This is a genomic window from Myxococcus sp. AB025B (assembly GCF_006518215.1).
GTDB classification, from domain to species: domain Bacteria; phylum Myxococcota; class Myxococcia; order Myxococcales; family Myxococcaceae; genus Myxococcus; species Myxococcus fulvus.
Map to the genome: position 1 here is coordinate 1 of NZ_SRLW01000001.1, position 22,320 is coordinate 22,320.

Annotated in this window: 17 protein-coding genes; 12 read left to right on the forward strand and 5 right to left on the reverse strand. The window is 70.6% G+C overall.

Annotated features, from left to right (window positions below; translation table 11 throughout):
* From FL311_RS00005 to FL311_RS00050, 10 genes are all read left to right on the forward strand, one after another.
* Positions 1-784 (forward strand): tetratricopeptide repeat protein (locus FL311_RS00005; RefSeq protein ID WP_141322736.1); only part of this gene is annotated, 784 nt, incomplete at its 5' end.
* A 59-nt stretch (positions 785-843) separates the two neighbouring features.
* Entirely contained in the window at positions 844-1,791 is a 948-nt protein-coding gene (locus tag FL311_RS00010) for a L,D-transpeptidase family protein (protein WP_194868980.1), read from the forward strand.
* Between the two features lie 37 nt (positions 1,792-1,828).
* Positions 1,829-2,974: an LOG family protein gene (locus FL311_RS00015; RefSeq protein WP_141322738.1), complete on the forward strand. Its 1,146-nt coding sequence runs from the start codon at positions 1,829-1,831 to the stop codon at positions 2,972-2,974.
* Positions 2,975-3,016: 42 nt separating this feature from the next.
* Complete coding sequence (locus FL311_RS00020; protein WP_228556583.1) at positions 3,017-3,772, forward strand: HAD family hydrolase; 756 nt, start codon at positions 3,017-3,019, stop codon at positions 3,770-3,772.
* Positions 3,763-4,557 carry an STM4013/SEN3800 family hydrolase gene (locus FL311_RS00025; protein ID WP_141322739.1) on the forward strand — a complete coding sequence of 265 codons (795 nt, stop codon included), beginning with the start codon at positions 3,763-3,765 and terminating at the stop codon, positions 4,555-4,557. The genes FL311_RS00020 and FL311_RS00025 overlap by 10 nt, the downstream gene beginning before the upstream one ends.
* An 11-nt stretch (positions 4,558-4,568) precedes the next feature.
* Positions 4,569-5,885, forward strand: coding sequence for an STM4012 family radical SAM protein (locus FL311_RS00030; protein WP_141322825.1), 1,317 nt, complete (start codon positions 4,569-4,571; stop codon positions 5,883-5,885).
* Entirely contained in the window at positions 5,882-6,766 is an 885-nt protein-coding gene (locus FL311_RS00035; RefSeq protein WP_141322740.1) for an STM4011 family radical SAM protein, read from the forward strand. Before FL311_RS00030 ends, FL311_RS00035 begins: the two co-directional genes overlap by 4 nt.
* Before the next feature lie 234 nt (positions 6,767-7,000).
* Positions 7,001-7,918, forward strand: a complete 918-nt coding sequence (locus FL311_RS00040) for a PHB depolymerase family esterase (protein ID WP_141322741.1) — start codon at positions 7,001-7,003, stop codon at positions 7,916-7,918.
* Between the two features lie 361 nt (positions 7,919-8,279).
* Positions 8,280-9,440 carry an efflux RND transporter periplasmic adaptor subunit gene (locus FL311_RS00045; protein WP_141322742.1) on the forward strand — a complete coding sequence of 387 codons (1,161 nt, stop codon included), beginning with the start codon at positions 8,280-8,282 and terminating at the stop codon, positions 9,438-9,440.
* A 12-nt stretch (positions 9,441-9,452) separates the two neighbouring features.
* Entirely contained in the window at positions 9,453-12,599 is a 3,147-nt protein-coding gene (locus tag FL311_RS00050) for an efflux RND transporter permease subunit (RefSeq protein ID WP_141322743.1), read from the forward strand.
* Between the two features lie 56 nt (positions 12,600-12,655).
* On the opposite strand, the gene FL311_RS00055 is transcribed toward FL311_RS00050, so the two are convergent.
* A complete protein-coding gene (locus FL311_RS00055; RefSeq protein ID WP_141322744.1) occupies positions 12,656-13,990 on the reverse strand; it encodes a reverse transcriptase family protein in 1,335 nt (444 codons plus the stop codon).
* A 335-nt stretch (positions 13,991-14,325) separates the two neighbouring features.
* Between FL311_RS00055 and FL311_RS44850 the strand changes: the two genes are divergently transcribed.
* Both FL311_RS44850 and FL311_RS00065 read left to right on the forward strand, forming a co-directional pair.
* On the forward strand, positions 14,326-16,455 hold the full coding sequence (locus FL311_RS44850; RefSeq protein WP_228556584.1) for a DUF4157 domain-containing protein: 2,130 nt from the start codon (positions 14,326-14,328) through the stop codon (positions 16,453-16,455).
* 10 nt (positions 16,456-16,465) lie between these two features.
* Entirely contained in the window at positions 16,466-16,849 is a 384-nt protein-coding gene (locus FL311_RS00065; RefSeq protein WP_141322745.1) for a hypothetical protein, read from the forward strand.
* A 4-nt stretch (positions 16,850-16,853) separates the two neighbouring features.
* On the opposite strand, the gene FL311_RS00070 is transcribed toward FL311_RS00065, so the two are convergent.
* From FL311_RS00070 to FL311_RS00085, 4 genes are all read right to left on the reverse strand, one after another.
* Positions 16,854-18,062, reverse strand: coding sequence for a hypothetical protein (locus FL311_RS00070; RefSeq protein WP_141322746.1), 1,209 nt, complete (start codon positions 18,060-18,062; stop codon positions 16,854-16,856).
* A gap of 94 nt (positions 18,063-18,156) precedes the next feature.
* Positions 18,157-19,308, reverse strand: coding sequence for an STM4014 family protein (locus tag FL311_RS00075; protein ID WP_141322747.1), 1,152 nt, complete (start codon positions 19,306-19,308; stop codon positions 18,157-18,159).
* 7 nt (positions 19,309-19,315) lie between these two features.
* Positions 19,316-20,674, reverse strand: a complete 1,359-nt coding sequence (locus FL311_RS00080) for a WGR domain-containing protein (protein ID WP_141322748.1) — start codon at positions 20,672-20,674, stop codon at positions 19,316-19,318.
* Positions 20,675-20,717: 43 nt separating this feature from the next.
* Positions 20,718-22,208: a hypothetical protein gene (locus FL311_RS00085; protein WP_141322749.1), complete on the reverse strand. Its 1,491-nt coding sequence runs from the start codon at positions 22,206-22,208 to the stop codon at positions 20,718-20,720.
* Positions 22,209-22,320: the final 112 nt, after the last annotated feature.

The following is a 22,320-nucleotide window of genomic DNA, read 5'->3' on the forward strand; positions in this document are numbered from 1 at the left end:
GCTCCAGTGCTTGAGCAAGCTGGTCTCGGTGGTGTTGTCGCTGGAGCGCCACGAGGAGGTGGTGGCGCTGGGCGAGGTGGGCGTCGTGGAGGAGTCATCCGAGGAGGTGCTCGTCGCCGCCGCTTCGTTGGACGCGCTGTCCTCGCTCGCGCTGTGCTGGCTGGGCCGCTTCACCGAGGCGGAGGCGCGGCTGGGGAGCGCGCGCGCTCGGCTGCTCCAGGTGCCAGTGCAGGACGGCGTGGGCCGGGCGAGCGCGGAGGCGTCCCTGCACCGCGCCATGGGGATGCTGCTGATGCGGCAGGGGCGACCGGAGCAGGCCACGGCGGAGTACGCGGCGGTGCTGCGCTGGACCGAGCGCGCGGGGGACACGTGGGAGCACTCCACGGCGCTGTTCAACCTGGGGGATGCCTACGCGCGCTCGGGGGACCGTGAGCGCGCGGTGCACTACTTCCAGCTCGCGCTGGACTCGAAGGCGCGCACGGGGGACCGGGGCGGCATGGCGTACACGCACCATGGCCTCGCGCTCTTGCACAGCCAGGCGGACGCGCCGGAGCTGGCGAAGGAGGACGCCGTCCGGGGACTCCAGCTCGCGGGCATGCTGGGAGACCGGAAGCTGAAGTCGCTCCTGCGCTGCGCCCTGGGGCGCGCCCACCTGCGGCTGGGAGAGCGCGAGGAGGCCGCGCGACAGTTGCGGCTGGCCGCGCAGGACGCCGCCGCGGCCAATGCCCACCCTGAGCTGCTCCAGGCCCAGGCGGCCTTGCGCGCGCTGGAGGCCCGGCGCTGACGAGGGGGTTGACGGAACCGTCGGCGCGGCCCGAGTGTCCAGGACACGTGCCTCGATTCGTGCTCCGTCATGGCGGGCTCCTGTCCTGCCTCCTGTTCGCCCTGGTCACCCCACGCGCGCTCGCCGAGGCGCCGGATGTCTTCGAGGCCTGGCTGCGTCCGGCCCACGCTCCCGCGGACGGGTTCGAGGCGTGGGCGGACCTGGGTGGCGCGAAGCCCGGCGCCGAGGCGCGCTCCCTGGCTCGAGGCCGCGTGGTGGAGGTCACGGGCGAAAGTGTCACCCTGGAACATCTGTATCACGAGAACCACGAGCTCCAGCGCGTGCGCGCCGTGTACTCGGGACTGGTGTCGGTGTCGCTGGACCGCGGAGACGGGGTGTCCCGCGGACAGGTGCTCGGGCGCGTGGGGCCGCGGGCCTCCGTGGTGCTGCACACGGACCGCGAGCTGTCCCCGGCGGAGGCCCGGTGCTTCACCCGGGAGCGGGCCCGCCTGCCGCAGCCGTTGGAGGAGCCGGTGCTGGTGCTCATCTCGCACGCTCGGAACGAGCTCCGGTTGTACGAGCGGGGCGTCGAGCGGGCGAGGGTGGAGGTGGGCTTCGGCCAGGGGGAGGGGCCCAAGCAGGAGCGGGGCGACAACCGCACGCCCGTGGGCATGTACTTCATCGTGCAGACGGTGCGCGGGAACATCACCGGGCCGTACGCGGCCTATTACGGCGGCCACTGGCTGCGGGTGAACTACCCGAATCCCTGGGACGCGAGCCGGGGCGTGGAGCGCGGGTGGCTCACGCAGAAGGCGCGCGAGAGGATTGCGCGCGCGTGGACGGCGCGCGAGGCGACGGACGCGAGCACCCGGCTGGGCAGCGGCATCGGGTTCCACGGCTGGTCGGGCGAGTGGTCGCTGGAGGAGAGCGGCGGGCGGCTGTCCTGGGGCTGCGTCGTGTTCCACCCGGGGGACATCACCAGGCTGTACGAGCAGATGCCCAAGGGCACCATGGTGGTCCTCTTCTAGCCTTCAAGATGGCCGCGAGGCGTGGAATCCTTCCGGGGTGATCGAGCTAGAGACTCCCGAGGCCTTCGAGCGGCATCTTCGCGAGGGACACAGCCTCGCCAACGTTGTCATCCAGGGGTTGGACCTGAGGCGCTACACGCGCGAACTGGGCACGCTGCCGCTGGCGGGCACCGTGTTCCTGGGCTGCGAGCTGGAGAAGGACGCGCTCCAGGCGGCGCTCGCCCACGGCGCGCTCGTCTTCCCGCCCATCTCCGGGGTGCCCTATCAGCCGTACCGGGGCACGCTCTACACGCCGGAGGAGCTGTACGCGGGCTTCGACCCGGCGCGCCCGGAGACGTACGAGGACACGCTCGACGCGCGCATCTATCGCCACTGGGAGTCCCACGGTCGGGGCACGCCGCCGACGCTGCTGGAGACGCTCGCGCAGCGGCTGCATGACCACGCGGTGACGGACGCCATGGAGGGCCTGCTCTTCAAGGCGGGGCCGCCGCGCAAGGTGGTGGCCATCATGGGCGGGCACTCCATGAAGCGCGGCATGCCCGACTATCGCGAGGTGGCCACGCTGGCGCGCGAGCTGACGCGCGCGGGCTTCTTCCTGGTGAGCGGCGGCGGCCCCGGCGCGATGGAGGCCACGCACGTGGGCGCCTGGTTCGCCACGCGCACGGAGGCGGAGCTCGACGCGGGACTCGAGGTCCTCGCCAGGGCTCCCAGCTATACGGACCGCGAGTGGCTGGCGCGGGCCTTCGAGGTGCGCGGCGCGTTCCCCCTCGGACCCAAGGACGTCTTCGCCTGCTCGAGCCTGGGCATCCCCACGTGGCACTATGGCCACGAGCCGCCCAACCCCTTCGCCACGCACATCGCCAAGTACTTCGCCAACAGCGTGCGCGAGGACGGCCTGCTCACCATTGCCAAGGGCGGCATCGTGTACGCGCCCGGCAGCGCCGGCACCATCCAGGAGGTCTTCCAGGACGCCTGCCAGAATCACTACAACAGCGTGGGCGTCATCAGCCCGATGATCTTCCTGGGCCGGGAGTTCTGGACGCGCACCCGTCCGGTGTACCCGCTGCTGGCGCAGCTCGCGCAGGGCCACGCGTACGCGCGGCACCTGCTCCTCACGGACTCACGCGAGGAGGTCGTCGAGGCGCTGCGGGCGTACGACCGCTCATCGCCGGCCGCCAGCTGAGCCGCTGGACTTCACCCGCGCCGTGAGGCACGGGAGGGTGCGATGCGAAAGAAGGGTGGGCAGTACGCGGACAAGCGCTGGATGGACAAGCCCCGGGCCTTCGGGAAGTACGGTCCGGTGCGTCCCAAGGCGCTCTTCTTCGACGTCGACGACACGTTGATCGACCGAGGCGGCGCCTTCACGCGCTACTTCGAGAGCTTCATGGCCCGCTTCCCGGACGTCTTCCCCGCGCACCGTCGCGCCGAGGACCTGGCCACCTTGCGCGTGCTCGACGAGCGGGGTGGGCGCGACCGGCAGGCGTTCTTCCAGGATCTGCTCGAGCGCTTCCCGGTGGGGCTCTCCGAGAATGACTTGCGCGCGGAGTTCCACGTGGGTCTGGCGCGGCAGGTGACGTCGGACCCGGAGCTGGTGACGTGGCTCGCCGCGCGGGTGGGCCGTCAGCCCGTGGTGGTGGTGTCCAACGGCTCGGCGGACACGCAGCGCATGAAGCTGCTCCACGCCGGGCTCCACCACTGCGTGCCGCGGGGGTTCTTCTCCAGCGAGGTGGGCGTGGAGAAGCCCGACCCGGCCATCTTCCAGGCGGCGCTGAAGCACGTGAACCGCGCGCCCTCGGAGGTGCTCCACGTGGGCGATGACCCGGTACGCGACATCGTCGGCGCGGGGCGGCTGGGCATCACCACGTGCTGGGTGTCGCACGGGCGCGAGTGGCCCGCGTCGCTGCCTCCTCCCGACTTCACCGTGGAGCGCGTCTCCACGGCCGTGCAGGACCTCGAGCGGGTGCTCTCGACATGGACATGAACCAGGTGGTCGGCTCGCACGACCTGCTCTTCCTCACGCTGGACACCTTGCGCCACGACGTGGCCACCGAGCTGGCCGCCTCGGGGCGCATCCCGAACCTGGCCGCGCTCCTGCCTGGAGGACAGTGGGAGGAGCGGCACTCGCCGGCGAGCTTCACCTACGCCGCGCACCACGCCTTCTTCGCGGGCTTTCTTCCCACCCCCGCGCGTCCGGGCCGCCACCCGCGCTTGTTCGCGATGCGCTTCGAGGGCAGTGAGACGACGGGGCAGGGGACGTGTGTGCTGGATGCGCCGGACCTGGTGACGGGGCTCGCGGGGCGCGGCTACCACACGGTGTGCATCGGCGGCGTGGGCTTCTTCAACAAGCTGAACCCGCTGGGCAACGTGTTGCCGGGCCTGTTCGCGGAGAGCCACTGGGCGCCGGAGCTGGGGGTGCGCGAGCCCCGCTCGACCGAGCACCAGGTGGCCCTGGCGGTCCGTCGCCTGGACGCCCTCCCGAGGCCACAGCGAGTCTTCCTGTTCATCAACATCTCCGCGCTCCACCAGCCCAACCGTCATTACCTGCCGGGCGCCAGCGAGGACTCGCGGGAGAGCCACGCGGCAGCCCTGGAATACGTGGACAGTCAGCTCCCACCCTTGTTCGCCGCGCTGCGGCGGCGGGGGCCGGCTTTCTGCATCGTCTGCTCGGACCACGGCACGGCGTACGGCGAGGGCGGTTATAACGGTCACCGCGTGGGTCACCCCGTCGTCTGGACGGTGCCCTACGCGGAGTTCACCCTGCCGTGAGAGCCCGCACCATGACGCGCCTGGAGCAGATGTTGGGAGAGTCGCCGTACGTGGCGTACCTGTATGGGTACCCGCACAAGACGGCCTACCGGCCCTTCACGCCGCCGCTCTCGTTGGAGTCGGTGTGGGCCGAGGAGCGGCGCGACGCGCTGTTCCTCTACTTCCACGTCCCGTTCTGCGAGATGCGCTGCGGGTTCTGCAACCTGTTCACCGCGGCGGGCCCCAGGCAGGACGTGGTGGACGGGTATCTGGGCGCGCTGGAGCGCGAGACGCAGCGGGTGAAGGACGCGCTGGGCCGGGCGAGCTTCGCCAGGCTGGCGCTGGGCGGAGGCACGCCGACGCTGCTGGACGTGGCGGGGCTGAACAAGGTGTTCGACCTGGCGGAGAAGGTGCTGGGGGCGGACCCTCGGAACATCCCGGTGTCGGTGGAGGTGTCGCCGGAGACGGTGGACGCGGAGAAGCTGCGGACGCTGCGGTCGCGGGGCACGGACCGGGTGAGCATGGGCGTGCAGAGCTTCATCGAGGCGGAGGTGGCCGCGGTGAAGCGTCCGCAGAAGACGGCGCAGGTGGAGTCGGCGCTGGACCTCATCCGCTCGACGGGCTTCCCGACGCTGAACCTGGACCTCATCTATGGGATGGAGGGGCAGACGCCGGAGAGCTTCCTGTACTCGCTGCGGGAGACGCTGCGCTTCTCGCCCGAGGAGATCTACCTGTATCCCCTGTACGTGCGTCCGCTGACGTTCCTGGGGAAGAAGGCGCGCGCGTGGGATGACCTGCGGCTGTCGCTGTACCGCACGGGCCGGGACTTCCTCCTGTCGCAGGGGTACACGCAGGTGTCGATGCGCATGTTCCGCGCGAAGCACGCGCCGGACGCGGGGGGCCCCGTGTACCGCTGCCAGGAGGACGGGATGGTGGGGCTGGGCTGCGGGGCGCGCTCGTACACGGGGGCGGTGCATTACTCGTCCGAGTACGCGGTGGGCTCGCGGGAGGTGCGCAACATCATCGCGTCGTACAGCGCGCGGACGGCGGAGTCCTTTGGGGAGGTGGGGTACGGCTTCCGGTTGGACGAGGGGGAGCGGCGGCGCAGGTTCATGTTGTTGTCGCTGCTCGCGGAAGGGGTGGACCTGGCGGCGTACCGGGCGCGATTCGGCGCGGAGGTGCTGGAGGACTTCCCGGAGCTGTTGGAGCTGGAGGCGCACGGCCTGGGGCTCAGGGATGCCACGGGGCTGCGGCTGACGGCGGCGGGGGTGGAGCGCTCGGACTTGATTGGGCCGTGGCTGCACTCGGACGGGGTGCGCTCGCTGTCGTCGGAGTACGCCTGGCGATGAAGCTCACGGTGCTCTATCGGGGGCCGTTGTCGAGCTGCAACTACGGCTGCGAGTACTGCCCGTTCGGGAAGTGGAAGCACACGGACGAGGAGCTGGCGAAGGACCGCGCGGACCTGGAGCGGTTCATCGCGTGGGTGGAGGCGCGCACGCAGGACACGGTGTCGGTGTTCTTCACGCCGTGGGGTGAGGCGCTCATCTGGCCCTGGTATCAGCAGGCGCTGGCGCGGCTGACGCATCTGCCGCACGTGGAACGGGTGGCGGCGCAGACGAACCTGTCGTGTCGGCTGGACTGGGTGAAGGACTGCCGCGCGGAGAAGCTGGGCCTCTGGGCGACGTACCACCCGGAGTGGACGAAGCGGCCGCGCTTCCTGAAGCAGTGCGAGACGTTGGTGTCGCTGGGCGTCCGGCACAGCGTGGGCGTGGTGGGCTTCCTGCGCTTCGTGGAGGAGGCCCAGGCGCTGCGCCGCGAGCTGCCGGCCGAGACGTACCTGTGGATCAACGCGGTGAAGGACGGGCAGGAGGAGCCCTACACGCCCGAGGACGTGGCGCGCTTCACGCGGTTGGACCCCCTGTTCCCGGTGAACAACGTGCGTCACCCGAGCCTGGGGAAGGCGTGCAGGGGAGGGGAGTCGGTCATCTCCGTGGACGGGGAGGGCACGGCGCGGCGGTGTCACTTCATCGACGAGGCGATTGGCAACATCTACGCGTCGGACTTCGACCAGGCGCTGCGACCCCGACCGTGCTCGAAGGCGACCTGTGGCTGCCACATCGGCTACGTGCACATGGACTACCTGGAGCTGGACCGGGTCTTCGGCTCCGGAATCCTGGAGCGCGTGCCGGCCGAGCCGCTGTGGCGGCGTGAGCCTGTCCCGAGTCGCTGAAGCCTGGGCGTCGCGGCCGCAAAGCAAGACATGGCGCGTCTGTTTGTGCGCTGCACCTGCCTTGCCCGGGGCTCTTGGGGCGGTTGATGTGAGGGCAGCGGGGGCCAGGTGCGTCGACGGCCCTCGTGTCGCATTTGAATCCCGATTGTATCAGCAGGGCTGTGGCTGTTTCCGGGATTCCGGCTTTTGTGCAGACTCCAGGTGCCTACCGTCGTTCAACCTGGAGAGCACACCATGCTGCTACGTTGGATGTTGCTGTGTTTCGTGATGGGGGCTGTTGCTTGCGGAGGGGAGCTGGGGGAGCACGAGTCCCTGGAGGCGCAGGGCTCGCGGCTCACCGTCACCGCCGAGGACCAGCTCGTGACGCGCATGCCCGCGAGCACGGGCACGTTGTACGGCTACGTCGAGTACCTGCCGCCCGGCTACCTGACGTCTCCGGAGACGCGCTACCCGGTCATCATCCACCTCAACGGCCGGGGTGAGTTCGGCACCGCGCAGAACGAGGCGGCCCTGTTCGAGAAGGGCACGGCCAACGGGGCGCTGAAGAAGATCCGCCACGAGCCCACGGCCAAGACGTACTTCGGCCAGAAGCAGGTGATGATCTTCACGCCGCAGGCGGCGACGAACTGGGTCCCCGCCGAGGTCAACGCCTTCGTCGACTTCATCGTGGCGAACTACCGCGTGGACCTGTCCCGCATCTACGTCACGGGCCTGAGCTACGGCGGCTATGGCGCCTGGCAGTACGCGTATACGTACGGCCACCGCCTGGCGGCGCTCGCGCCCATGGCGACCAACATCGGCGGCCCGGGCCCCACCATCACCCAGCTGAAGAACGTGCCGGTGTGGGCCGTGCACTCGTACGCGGATGGCAACTCGCTCCTGGCCGAGCGCTCGTGGCTGATGGGCGTGACGAAGAACTTCAATCAGGGACAGATGGTGACGGTGCCGCAGCCGTCCGCGACGCTGACGTACCTGTTCGCCGGCGCCGCGAGCAACGTGTGGACGTCCCAGCCGGGCTATGTGTCGACGGGCAACCTCCAGGCCCGGCTCACCGTGATTCCCGGCAGCGCGCATGACTGCTGGACCCAGACCTACAACAACTACGCCTTCTGGGACTGGCTCCTCGCGCAGCAGCGCGCGTTGGTGCCCTGAGCTAAGGCTCCTGAGGACGGGCGCCCTCGTGGGGTGGCGCCCGTCCTCACCTCCGTGACGTGCGCGTGTCGCGCCCGAGAACGACCGTTCGTCGTGCTCGAAAACGCGTGCACGCCGCACAACCGGAAATCTCGCGTGCACACCATTCCTGTCAGGATTCCAGCGGGATTTCGTCCGCCGCGAATTGCTGACGTCGCTTCGGAGGATTCACTCCGGACACATGCGGATTTGGTGGCATGAGCGCGCGTATTCGGTAGAGGAGAGGCCGCGCCGGAAGCATTTCGGCCGCCCGTTTCAGTCCCCCACCCCCGAGGACTTCATGTGGTCTCGTTCACGTCGGCTCACGCCGGCGTTCGTTGGAATGCTGTCTGGCGCCGTGCTGCTGGTCGCCTGTGAGAAGCCCGCCGAGCAGCAGCAACAGCAACAGGCTCCCCAGGCCGCCCCCGTCACCGTCGTCACCCTCAAGTCCGAGTCCGTGCTGCTCACGCGCGAGCTGCCCGGGCGCACCCAGGCGTTCCTCGTCGCGGAGGTCCGCCCCCAGGTCAACGGCCTGGTCCAGCGCCGGCTCTTCACCGAGGGCGGCCAGGTGAAGGAGGGCCAGGCCCTCTATGAGCTCGATGACGCCACCTACCGCGCCGACTACGCCAGCGCCAAGGCCGCGCTGGAGCGCGCCCAGGCGACGCTGACCTCGGTCGCCCTCTCCACCAAGCGCTCCGCCGAGCTGTTCAAGCTCGAGGCCGTCACCCCCGCCGACAACGAGAAGGCCGTCGCCGCGCTCGCCCAGGCGGAGGCGGACGTGAAGGCCGCGCAGGCCGCCGTCCAGCGCGCCGGCGTGACGCTCGGACACGCGCGCATCACCTCACCCATCACCGGTCGCATCGGCAAGTCGTCTGTCACCCAGGGCGCGCTCGTCACCGCCAACCAGCCGCAGGCGCTCGCCGTCGTGCAGCAGCTGGACCCGCTCTACGTCGACCTGACCCAGTCGAGCAGCGAGCTGCTCCGCCTGCGCAAGGAGCTCAGCGCCGGCACGCTCAAGCCCACCGACAGCACTCCGGTGACGCTGCTTCTGGAGGACGGCAGCCGCTACTCGCACCCAGGCTCGCTCACGTTCTCCGACGTGACGGTGGACCCGGGCACCGGCACCTTCGCGCTGCGCATCACCGTCCCCAATCCCGACCAGATGCTCCTGCCCGGCATGTACGTGCGCGCGCTCGTGGGCAACGGCCTGCGTCAGGAGGGCCTCCTCGTCCCGCAGCAGGGCATCGCGCGCGACGCGAAGGGCAACGCCTCCGCGCTCGTGGTGGGCAAGGACGGCAAGGTGGAGCCGCGCACCGTCGCGGTGAGCCGCACCGTGGGAGACCGCTGGCTCGTGGACAGCGGCCTGTCCGAGGGCGACCGCGTCATCATCTCCGGTCTCCAGAAGATCCAGCCGGGCATGCCCGTCCAGGCGACGGAAGCCCCGCCGACAGAGACGAAGGGGGGCGAAGCCGCGCCCCTCGTCCCGCCGGCTCCCAACGAGTGACGGAACGCGGCCATGGCAAGATTCTTCATTGATCGACCCATCTTCGCGTGGGTCCTCGCCATCATCATCATGATGGCTGGCGCGCTCTCCATCACCCGGCTGCCCATCGCGCAGTACCCCATCATCGCTCCGCCGACCGTGACGGTGAGCGCCGTGTACCCGGGCGCCTCGGCGAAGGCCATCGAGGACTCCGTCACGCAGGTCATCGAGCAGACGATGAAGGGGCTCGACAACCTGCTCTACATGTCGTCGACCAGCGAGTCGAACGGCGCGGCGACCATCACCCTCACGTTCGCCAACGGGACCGACCCGGACATCGCGCAGGTGCAGGTGCAGAACAAGCTGCAGCTGGCCACGCCGCTGCTGCCGCAGGCCGTGCAGCAGCAGGGCATCGCCGTCACCAAGGCGGCCTCGGGCTTCCTGCAGGTCATCGGCTTCGTGTCCGAGGACGGCAGCATGGGCGGTGACGACATCCAGGACTTCGTCGCCACCAACATGGTGGACCCCATCTCCCGCGTCCCGGGTGTGGGCAGCACCCAGGTGTTCGGCACGAAGTACGCCATGCGCATCTGGCTGGACCCCAACAAGCTGGACACCTACGCGCTGACGCCCACGGACGTCATCGGCGCCATCCGCGGGCAGAACCAGCAGGTGGTGGTGGGCCAGCTGGGCGGCACGCCCGCGGTGAAGGGCCAGCAGCTCAACGCCACGGTGACGGCGCAGGACCGCCTCCAGACGCCGGAGCAGTTCCGGAACATCGTCCTGCGAGGCAACGCGGACGGCTCCGTGCTGCGGCTGGGCGACGTGGCCCGCGTGGAGCTGGGCTCCGAGGACTACAGCGTCATCAGCCGCTACAACGGCAAGCCCGCCACGGGCATCGCCGTGTCGCTGGCCACGGGCGCCAACGCCCTGGACACCGCGCAGGGCGTGGCGGCGGCCCTCAAGGAGATGGAGCCGACGCTGCCCAAGGGACTCAAGGCGGTGGTGCCGTTCGACACCACGCCGTTCGTCCGGGTCGCCATCCAGGGCGTGGTCTCCACGCTGCTGGAGGCCATCCTCCTGGTGTTCCTGGTGATGTACCTGTTCCTGCAGAACTTCCGCGCCACGCTCATCCCCACCATCGCGGTGCCGGTGGTGCTGTTGGGGACCATCGGCGTGCTCACCGCGCTGGGGTACTCGGCGAACATGCTCACCATGTTCGCGATGGTGCTCGCCATCGGCCTGCTCGTGGACGACGCCATCGTCGTGGTGGAGAACGTCGAGCGCGTGATGAGCGAGGAGGGGCTGTCCCCCAAGGAGGCCACGCGCAAGTCGATGTCGCAGATTACGAGCGCGCTGGTGGGCATCGGCGTGGTGCTCTCCGCGGTGTTCATCCCCATGGCGTTCCTGGCGGGCTCCACGGGCGTCATCTACCGGCAGTTCTCGGTGACCATCGTGACGTCCATGGCGCTGTCGGTGCTGGTGGCGCTGGTGCTCACGCCAGCCCTGTGCGCCACGCTGCTCAAGCCGATTCCCAAGGGCCACCACGCGGCGAGCAAGGGCTTCTTCGGCGCGTTCAATCGCGCGTTCGACTGGAGCAACGCCCGCTACCAGTCGGTGGTGAAGGGCATCCTGGGCCGGGCGTGGAGCTTCATGGTCGCCTTCGTGGCCATGGTCGCACTGATGGTGGTGCTGTTCCTCAAGCTGCCCACCTCGTTCCTCCCGTCCGAGGACCAGGGCTTCCTGTTCGCCCTGGTGCAGACGCCGGTGGGCGCCACGCAGGAGCGCACGATGAAGGTCATCGAGCAGCTGGAGGACCACTTCCTCGAGGACGAGAAGGACTCCGTCAAGGCGCTCTTCAGCGTGCAGGGCTTCAGCTTCGCCGGCAGCGGTCAGAACGCCGGCATCGCGTTCATCAACCTGCGGGACTGGAAGGAGCGCGAGTCGGCGGAGCTGGGCGTCAACGCGGTGGCGGGTCGCGCCGCGGGGGCGTTGGGGCAGATTGAAGACGCGCTCGCGTTCGCCTTCCCGCCGCCCGCGGTGGCGGAGCTGGGCAACTCGGCCGGCTTCACGTTCTTCCTCAAGGACAACATCGGCCAGGGGCACGAGGCGCTGACGGCCGCGCGCAACCAGTTCATGGGCGCCGCGATGCAGAACCCGCTGATTGCCTACGTGCGGCCCAACGGCCAGGAGGACACGCCGCAGTTCCGCGTGGACGTGGACGTGGCGAAGGCGACCGCGCTGGGGCTCTCCTCGACGGACATCAACAACACGCTGACGGCGGCGTGGGGCGGTCAGTACATCGACGACTTCATCGACCGGGGCCGCGTGAAGCGGGTGTTCATCCAGGCGGACGCGCCGTTCCGCATGGTGCCGGAGGACTTCAGCCGCTGGTCCGTGCGCAACGCGAAGGGGGAGATGGTGCCGTTCCCCGCGTTCGCGAGCGTGCGGTGGGGCTCGGGGTCTCCCCGGCTCGAGCGCTTCAACGGCGTGTCCGCCATGGAGCTGACCGGCGAGGCGGCGCCCGGGGTGAGCTCCGGCGATGCCATGGCCGCGGTGGAGCAGATGGTGGCGCAGCTGCCGCCGGGCTTCAGCCTGGAGTGGACGGGCCAGTCGTATCAGGAGCGGCAGGCGGGCTCGCAGACGCCGCTCTTGTACACGCTGTCGCTGCTCCTGGTGTTCCTGTGTCTGGCGGCCATGTACGAGAGCTGGACCATCCCGACGGCGGTGCTGCTGGTGGCGCCGCTGGGCATCCTCGGCACGGTGCTGGGCAGCTTCATGCGAGGCATGGACCGCGACGTCTACTTCCAGGTGGCCATGCTGACCACGGTGGGGTTGTCGAGCAAGAACGCCATCCTCATCGTGGAGTTCGCGAAGGAGAACGTCGAGAAGGGCATGGAGCTGGTGGAGGCCACGCTGCTCGCGGTGCGTGCGCGTCTGCGGCCCATCCTGATGACGTCGCTGGCGTTCGGCTTCGGCGTGGTGCCGCTGGCCATCGCCTCGGGCGCGGGCGCCGGTGCCCAGCGGGCCATCGGCACGGGCGTGCTCGGCGGCATGCTGGTGGGCACGCTGCTGGGCATCTTCTTCGTGCCGCTGTTCTTCGTCGTGGTGCAGCGCCTGTTCACCCGACGCAAGACGGAGTCCTCGGCTCCCGTGGATGACTCACACGCGACGTCCTGAGTCTGTGACGAAGTGAAGCTCGAAGAGGCCGCCGGCGCGTTGTCGGCGGCCTCTTCTCATTCCGGCGCCCAGGGGATGCGCTCGAAGGTGGCCCTCAAGCGGGCTCCTCGCGCCGGGTGCAGGTGCTCCACCCAGGCAATCCGCCCGAGCAGGTGCGCGCGGAAGTCGGGATGCTGCTCGGTGTTCTGGTGTTCGGGGCCGCGTGTGCGGCACAGGTGCAGCACGGCCTTCAGGCGCTCGTAGTCCTCGCGAGGGACGGTGGGGTGCGCGTTCACCACGACGCCCGCGAGCCGCTGCTGCTGGCCCTGGTGCATCACGCGCGTCTTCCCCTGGCGCACGGTGAAGCCCTCCTCGCGGATGATGCGCGTCACGCACGCGAGCAGCCTGCGCACGCGTCGCGCCAGGGCCTCGTCACCGGAGAAGGCCAGGTCATCCGCGTAGCGCGTGTACCGGGCGCCCAGCGTCGCCGCGAGCGCGGACAGCCGGACATCGAGTCGATAGGCCGCGAGGTTCGCGAGCGCCGGTGACGTGGGCGCTCCCTGCGGGAGGTGTCTCGCCGACAGCCTGCGCGACAGTCGCCAGCAGGCGTCCAGCTCCTGTGCGCTCTCGGCCCGGCGCGCCTGTTCGACGACGGCGCCGGGCGTGCGGTTGGTGCAGAGCCCCGCGAGGGCGTTGACGACGCCATCGGGATAGCCGGCCGTCCGGAACACGCCCCACACCTGCGCGGGCCGCACCGCGTGGAAGAAGTCCTCCAGGTCCACGCGCACCACCACGGCGCGGCCCACATGGGGTTCGGCGAAGTCCTTCACCCCGAGGCCCCGGACGAAGCCGCGAGCGGCGGCGTGGGGCGGAATGGCGTCCAGGATGTCGTGGAGCACCTTGCGCTGCAGTCGCGCGAGGTCCAGCCCCGGCTGCTCCAGGAGCCGCTTGCCGCCCGTGCGCTTGGGAATCCAGACGTAGCGATAGCGTCGCCATTGGCCGGGACGGGACGTGCGCTCGAAGCCCGAGCCATCCACGAGCCATCCCAGCTGGGCGTCCGTCACCCCGAGCCACTGCGCGAGGGCGGCCTGGGTTGTCAGTTCGGGGACGGGCCACGGCCGCCGGCCCATCTGGGGCTCCGCGTCCAGCCAGTGACGGATGCGGATGGGCTCGGCGCTGTTGCCGCAGGCGCGGATGAGCGCGGGGCGGGTGGCGAGCAGCTCCGTGAGCAGCTCGATGCGCGCGTGGGGCGGGCGAGGGAAGTATCTCAGGATGCCGCGGACGACGGGCACGAGCCATCGCGGGCGACCGCCCACGACCTGGGCGCCTCGTTCCCTCAGTCCCGCTCGAGTCCAGGGGCCGGCGAGGAACGCGGAGGCGAGCGCCGCCGCCACGGGGTGGCGCGTGCTCACGTCCGGACCTCCGGGTGCCATGCGGTGGCTCGGGCCCACCTGTCCCGTCCGGCGTGGCCAGACTCGCGGCTCGCCGCGATACCGGCCTCGCGTGGGAGTGTGTTCCTCATGGAGAATCCCCGGGGGTGCCCCGGAGATGCAGAAGGCCGTGTCACCACGGACCGTCTACGCGCTGGGTTTCCGAGCCGCCGCATGGCGAGGCGGACCCTAGCGGGGACCCAGCATGGGAGGAAGGGGGGCTCCTCCCCTGGGGCCGATTGCTCCGGGCTCCCGAGTCGTTCCTAAGCTCTGCTCGCCTGGCCCAACCGAGGCAGGCGCAAGCCCAGGAGCGACGCATGAGAGCGCGTGTTGCCCAGCCGTCGTCGGCCGTGGTGGCCACTGCGCCAGCCCGCGTCCCGGTGGCGCGTCCTCGGAGCCCGAGTCCGACGCCGAGCGAGGCGGAGTCCATGGAGCCGCTGCGCGAGGTCGGCCCCACCTGGGGCTTCGAGTTCTCCCGGCTCCCGCTGTTCTGCTCGCGAGCCACGCCCTCCGCCCCGTCGGGTGGGGGGATGGCTGTCTCCCAGCCAGGGGACGCGCTCGAGCGCGAGGCCGAGCAGGTCGCTGACGCCGTGATGCGCGCTGGCGAGCGCGCGGCCCCGGACCCGGTCTCGCACGCGCCGCCGCTCATCCAGCGCGCGTGCGCCGCGTGCCGGGAAGAGGAGGAGCCCGCTCAGGCCCAGCGGCGCGCGGAAGGCGCCACCGCGCCCACCGCCGCTCCCGAGGTGTCCGCCATGGTGCGCGCCCTGCGTGGAGGCGGCAGCCCATTGCCCGCGCCGACGCGCGCCTTCATGGAGGAGCGCTTCGGTTACGACTTCGGCGGGGTGCGCATCCACACGTCCGGACAGGCGCACGCCGCGGCGCGGGCCTTGTCCGCCCATGCCTTCACCGTGGGCGGGGACATCTACTTCGCCGCCGGCGCCTATGCCCCTCACAGTCAGACGGGGCGACGGCTGCTGGCACACGAGCTGACCCACGTGGTGCAACAGCGGGGGCAGGCCGGTGGTGCCGCGCGCTCCCTCATCCAGCGCGCCACGACCCGCGGCGCCGGAGGCTGCGGTCCGCTGCGCGAGGTGGATGAGGACAACCGCGGCGCGCGTGGGGCGGGCCTCACGGCCCACACGCAACTGCAGTCCTTCCTGCTGGGGAGCGGAGTCCTGAGCGAGCTGACCATCCCGCGCGCGACCAAGGAGCTGCTGTCCAGCCAGGGCTGTCAGCCCGAGGGGGTCGAGGCGGGCCGCGCCGACCTGTATCGCCCGGGCAACCTGGTGGGGCTCGCGGAGATCAAACCCTTCGGCTTCGCGCAGACCTACGGGGTGGAGCAGGTGGAGCACTACATCCGCCGCGCGCGGCAGTCGATGGACCGCATCCACCACTCGAGCTCGGGAGGCCCGGGGGGCTGCGGGGACCAGCCACGGGGCGCGGACGACGACGCCTTCGCCCGACGCATCGGCACGAGCCCCGCGGTCCGCACGGAGTTCCACCGGATGACGGGCATCCTCCAGAACGACACCATCATCGGCGCGTTCGACGGGGACCGGACGCGCACCCTCAAGGCCCGGCTCGTCGCGCCGGGGGCTGTTGGCTACTGGTGCACGGGGGGCCAGTCCGACACCTTCTCGTGCGGTGGCTCCGAGCGAGAGATGAACGACTTCATCGACCGCGCCCTGTTGCCGGCGCAGGATGTGCTCACGCGCTTCCTCGATGACGTGGTGGGGCCCAGGCTCGACCGGCTCGTCGACCGGATGAGCCTCGCGGCCATCTTCGCCGCCGCGGAGCGGGTCGGGGGCGAGCGGATACGTCAGGTGCTCGGCCCCGAGCTGGGCGTGCTGCTCACCCTCGTGCCCGGACAGAGCCTGACGAGCATCGGCGCGTTCCTGGAGTCGCAGATCAGCCCGGCCCTCCGCAGCGTCATGAGGACGCTCGCCCGGCGGTTGGTCAGCATCATCCTCAATGAGCTGCGCGTCCAACTGCGCAACTCCCTGCGGACGATCCTCCAGGAGACGTTGAATGCCCTGTGCGTCGGGGCCACGGTGGTCACCCTCGCGCAGCTCCTCGATGCCCTGACGGAGGCGCTGCGGAACAAGGCTCGACAGCTCGCCCCCGCCGTCGTGGGCACGGCGGTGGCCGCGTTCGCCCGTGCCATCCTCTCGGAGCTGGCGACGATGCTGGGGCAGATGCTCTCCGCGCTCGGGGAGGCCCTCGCCTGGGTGCTCGAAGGCGTCCTGCGCGTGCTCGCCGCGCTGGCCCTCGTCATCCTGGCGGTGGGGGTCGTCGTCGTCGCGGTGCTCGCCTTCCTGGCCATCTTCGACCCGGTGCCGGGAGATGAGGTGGCGCTGGGCGCGGCGGCAACGGCGATGGCGGCGTTGCTGCCCGTGCTCCTGCGCTATGTCCGTACCGGGGACACCGGCGAGCCCGAGGGCGCCTAGGAGGTGAGGGATGGACCGATTCGAACGACTGCCCCCCGGGGCCGCGGGAGGCACGAAGCTGTGTGGACGCCAGGCAGTCAACCCGGGCCTCTCGGTGCGAGAGGCCTTCGACGAGGAGCGCTTCCTCGCGGGGCTCAAGGCACGCCTGGGCGAGCCGGGGCCCCCCGTGGCCGACGCGCGCTACTCCTATTCCGTTCGGGACCGGGACACCGGGATGACCTTCGAGGCGTACTGCGCCCAGAGTGGCCCGTCGTACGGGGGAGAGGTGCTGGCGGGGCAGGTCGCCGCCTTCGAGAGGACCGCGGAGGGCGGCTTCCGCTTGCGCCAGGACGCGCGAGAGGTGCTCGCGGCCTTCGACGTCTGGGTCGAGGCCGCGGCGGGAGGTGCCGGCTGATGCGTCACTTCAGCGCGTCCAACAGGGCGGCTTGCATCGCCTTGCGGTTCTCCGGGAAGCCCTGGCTGGGGAAGGGCCGCGCGCCGTGGATGAGCGGCTCGAACTTGCGGTACATCGGGTCCGAGCGCGCGGGCTCCTGCTGGTAGAAGGCGCGGTTGGCCTGGAGCAGGTAGCGGGGCAGGGTGCCCTGCGGCCCCTCGCCGCTGAAGGCGATGAGGCCGCGAACCTCGGTGCTCCCCAGGAAGGTGGTGAGCGCCTTCGCGTCCTGCGCGCACGTGCCCGTGCAGCCCGCGTTGACCACCAGCGCGTCCACGAACACGGTGGGCGCCGAGCCGCCACCCAGCGGCACCGAGACGACGTCCGGCAACGCCATCCCCGGCCGCGCCTTCAGGATGGGCACCAGGCGCTCGGTGTAGCCCATGAACCCGTTGGCCTGCTCCGAGGCGAACGCCTCCTCCGCCGCGGTGTTGTCCGCGTACGTCCCATCCAGGCACGGGTTGACGCCCGGCTCCATCGCGCAGCTGTCCACCACGGTCTCGAACGGGGCCAGCGTCGTCGCATCCAGCGGCAGCGCCAGCGCGCCGGGCAGCGCGTCCGCCGGGTGCGTGTCTCCCCACGCATCGATGTACGAGGAGGGCAGCGTCCAGCTCCCGTCGAAGTTCGCCGCCAGCGGCCGCTTGCCCGGAGAGACCTCCCGCAGGATGTCCACCAGCGTCGCGCCATTCGTGGCGGAGCGGATGTTCGTGCTGTGTGAGTACACCACGTAGGTGCACAGGTACGTGGGCATGCCGTAGCTCGTGCCGGAGATGCGCACCGCCTCCTCGGCCGCTGGATGCACCGTGCCCGCCGCCGGCGTCACCGGCTGAATCCAGCCCTTCGACACCAGCGAGCCCAGGATGAGCGTGTCCACCTCCACCACCTGCGCCGCGGAGGGCCCCGAGCCGAGCAGCTGGTTCAGTGTGCCGCCTTCATCCAGGTCATACACATCCAGGTTCGCATCGAACACGATGTCCAGGTCGATGTCCGAGTGCTCCCGCTCGAAGTCCGCTTCCAGGCGCGCCGCGAGGCTCGCGAAGCCGTCGCCCACCGTGTCCGGGATGTAGGGGAACAACACGGCCTTCATCGGCCGGGGCGGCATGGGCGTCGGGTCCGGAGACTCCGAGCAGGCCGTCAGCGTGAACAACAACGCACCGAGTGACGCTTTCCAATTCATGGCGGAACCTTCCTCGAGAAAGGCTCGCACTCTAGGCCCGGAGAGGCGGATGAACCGCTCTTTCTCGTCCGTGCCTGTCTTTGCGGCGACGGCGTCAGGCGGGCACGTGGAAGCCCGCGGCCCGCAGGGCCTCGCGAATCTCCCACTCGTACACGGTGAGGCCGTCGCGCTTCAGGCCGGGCAGCAGGTCTCCGAAGGCATTCGCCTCCAGCACTCGGTGCCCGGTGAAGTACTCCTCGAACATCAGGTCGATGCCGACGTGCAGGCAGTCGTGGGCGCGCGCCACCCGGCGGCAGCTCTCCATCGCCGCGTCCCATTCGTTCCGGGGCACCGCCGCCTCCAGCTCCTCCAGCTCTCCGCGCCAGCCGCCCAGGTGCAGGTTGGTGATGGGCAGCCGGCTCTGGCGCACCACGATGAACGCGGGCTCGCCGCGCACCGCGAGCACCCGACAGTCGAAGAGGTCTCCGCCCAGCCGCGCCTTCGGAATCGAGCGCTCCACCTGAGAGCCCTCGCGCAGCAGGAAGCCGAGCACCTGCTCCAGCGGCTCCGGCTCGCGGATGCGGCGCACCTTGAGCGTGTTGAACCACCCCCTCGCGGACTGCTCGACGGTGGTGACCAGCGACTCGTGGCCGCGAAGTCTCCGGAAGATGCCCAGGCACGACGCGGACGAGCCGCAGGACACCTTCACGAACACCTCGCGCCAGCCCTCCTCGTCCATGCGCTCGCGCAGCGACGCCACATCCGTCACCCCGTCCAGGGGCTCCGGCACCGGCACACCCAGCCCGGCGTACCTGCGCGACGTGATGCGCTTGTCGAACAAGTCCCGGATGCTCGCGGGCGACTGGAGCACCCGCCACGACGGGCGCTCGCGGAACACGGCCTCCAGTTCCGAGAGGACGCGCAGGAAGCCGAGGTGTCCCTGCCGGGGCGCGAGGATGCGCCCGGGGGCCTCGACGAGCGCGTCGACTTCGTCCGGAGCGAGCACCTGTCCGCGGTGCGCGAGCGCGTCCTCGTAGCCCCGCTTCAACAGGCCCTTCTCCACCTCCCAGCTCTCGCCCGCGGCGTCGAGGCGGACGAGCGCGTCCGTGTCGGGGAGCTCGGCGAGGCGGGCAGGGGACTCCAGCAGCTCCCGCCAGGGCACCACCTTCGCGGGCGGCAGGCCCTGACGCTCCAGCGCGTCCTGGAACAGCGAGACGCGCCGGTTCTCCGCGTTGCCGATGACGATGAAGCCGGGCAACGCGGACATGGGAGGACTACTCGCCCACCGCGGCGTAGTGGTACTCGGGGTCGTAATCGCGCTGGTTGCCCGCGGCCACGGTGCCGGCGAGCTTCGCCACCAGCTTCGCCCCCGCGTCGGTGAGCGTGTTCTCCGTCAGGTCCAGGTGCTTGAGGTGCTTGAAGGCCGCCGCGTTCTCCGCGAGCGTCTTCGCGCCCTCGTCCGTCAGACAGCCCATGGACAGGTCCAGCTTCTCGAGCTGGGGGAGCACCTTCGCGGTCGGCAGCACCTTGACCAGGTCATTGGTGAACTCCGAGTTGCGCAGGCCCAGCACCTTGAGGTTCGACAGGCCCTTGCCGTCGAGGATGGGCTGGATGTCCGCCACGCCGCCCTCGGCGCCGTAGCTGTCCTGGCCGAACCACACCTCCAGCTTCTCCAGCTTGGGCCACTTCGCGCTGGCGATGGACTTCACCGCGCCCAGCGGCAGGCCGCCCGTCTCGATGGTGAACTCACGCAGCTCCGGCAGGTCGATGTCCCCCAGGTCCGCGCCCGCGCCGCGCAGCCGCAGCGAGCGCAGGTTCGGCGTGACCTTGTAGAGCACCGAGACGTCGTTGACGTAGGACCAGGAGATCTCCGTCTCTTCCGGGTACTCGAAGTCGCCCAGGAACAGGTGCTCGAGCCCCTTGGGGGGCGCCTCCTGCAGGGCCTCCAGGACGGGCTCGTAGCTGTTCTCGCCATCCGAGGCGTCGACGATGCCCACCGCGAGCGAGCGCAGGAATCGCCCCGACGGGTGCGTCAGCAGCGTCTTGACGCCCTCGCCCACGTCGAACTCGGAGTCGTAATCCTTGCGGCCCAGGCGCGCCGAGCGGATGAAGCCCAGGTGCCACTCGAGGGTGATCTCCTCGTCGCTCCAGCCCTTCGCCATGGCGCCGAGCAGCAGCGCCTTGTGCTTCTTGATGTGCGCGGACACCTGCTTCTTGAGCGCGGTGGCCTCGGCGCCGGACGCCTTGGAGAGCGCGTGCTGCAGCGCGATGAGCTCGCCGCGTGGGTCGCCCTGGGCCTGCAGCCAGTCGCCATAGACGAGGTACGCGTCGACGTTGTCCGGGTCCTTCTGGATGGCGGCCTCGAGCTCCGGGTTCGACGTGCCCTCGATGGCCTCGCCCTCGTCGTCGTCGTCGCCGCCCTCGCCGTCGCCCACCAGCTCGTAGCCCTTCTTCTCCTTCTCACGGACGAGCTTGTCGTACTCCTTCTGGGCCTTCTCGTCGGAGTCGAACGACTGCGTCTTCTCCTGGCCGTCGGTGCCGATGCGGCCCCAACGCGTGGTGAAGGAGTCGCCCTCGAGCTTGATCTCCCAGAACTTGCTGGAGCTGCCTTCCTTGAACTCGTACCGCGGCATGGCCGTCCTCTCCTGCGCCGAGCGTGGCGCGTCCGACCGGAAGCTAGAGAAGCCCTCGCGCAAGCTCAAGCGTCGCGCCCATCCAGGCTTCCCAGGGCGTCTCGGGCGCGCGCCCTTCCCGCCCGTCTTCCGGAATTCCCTGCGCGGGGACACCCGGCCGTGACGTCTGCACCCGGGGGCTCGGTCCGCTCAGGTCCACCCGGTGCACGCTCACGTGGGAGGGCAGCCCGCGCGTGTCGAGCGGCGACTGACGGACCGCGTCGAGCCACAGCACGTCCACGCGCGCCCGCTTCGCGTCGACGCGCACCTGCTCCAACACCTGCTCATTGTCTCGCGGCGTGAGAATCTCCACCGTGCCGCGGGCGCGCCACTCGCGCAGGAGCAGCTCGCACAAGCCGCGCTCGGCCTCGAGCGGGTGGGGGCCTTGTCCGTCCCAGGGAAAGGCGACCTGGAAGCGCAGGTCCTGGTCTCCGAGCCACACGGAGAGCCGGCGCACCAGGCACAGCACCAGCCCCAGGGCCAGCACGGCGCGCTGCCAGCTCACGCCGCTGTCCTTCACGCGCGCGTCCGCGAGGCTCACGGGCAGCAGGAACACGAGCACCCGACGGCGGCGCACCGCGAGGCTCTCGTCGCGCGTGTAGTAGAGCAGCTCGCCCTCGACGTAGCGCACGTCGAACAAGTCCAGCGTGGGCTCGTCCTCCATGTAGACGAGCTCGGAGGTGACCAGGTTCTCCAGGCTGCCCACGTTGGAGACCGACGAGAAGCCTCCCTGCGGGAACGCGGCCTCGTCCTCCAGCGCGGTGGGCGCGGGGCCCTGCGAGACGGCGCGCGCGCGCAGACGCGGCGGCAGCGTGCGCGACAGGGACTCGGCGGCCTCCACGGCCTGCTCCAATGCCAGGCGCTGCGCCTTGCCCTTCAGGTGCTCCAGGTTCTCCAGCGTGAAGACCTCGGCGTCGCCGAGCAGGGCGCTGGCGCGGCGCGCCCCGGTGGCCAGCGCCTCGTAGCCCTGGGCGAGCGACTCGAGCGCGGAGTCCCGCTCGCGCAGGGCGCCGTATCCCGATTGCAACAGTTCACCCGGTGGCTTCTCGAGGATGCGCCGTGCCAGCGCGGGGCTGACGGGCGTGCCCGCGGTGAGGCCCATGCGCGTGAGCACGCGGCCGACGAGGAAGGCCAGGCCCTTGGGACGCAGGGCCTGGGGCACGCGGGCCAGCGCGGCGGACACGGCCTCCAGGGAGGGCTCGGCGGCCAGGCGCGCGAGGACGTGGTCGTCGTAGGCCCGCACGGCGTCGCGCAGGCGGGGCAGGGTGTCCGGGATGGGGAGGGACGGTGCGGGAGGTTGACCCGAGACGAGCCGCCCCAGGTCGGCGATGAGCGCGGGCGGCGGGAGCGTGGGGGCCTCTTCGAGCATGGCCCTCAACCCCGGGATGCTCGTGGCGAGCGCCTCCGCGTCGAGCCCCTCCTGCCGTGCGAGGCAGAGCCCCGCGCACAACCAGCGTTCCAGGTCCTGGGGGGCTCGCGGCTCGGGGACTCCCATGCGTCCACCCTGTATCACTTCCCGCTGGGGGCGGATGCAGGGGCGTGTCGGTGCGCGGCGCCGAGGCACCGTGGTTTCGGCAGGGGACCGGAGGAGCGGTCCCTGTCTCGAC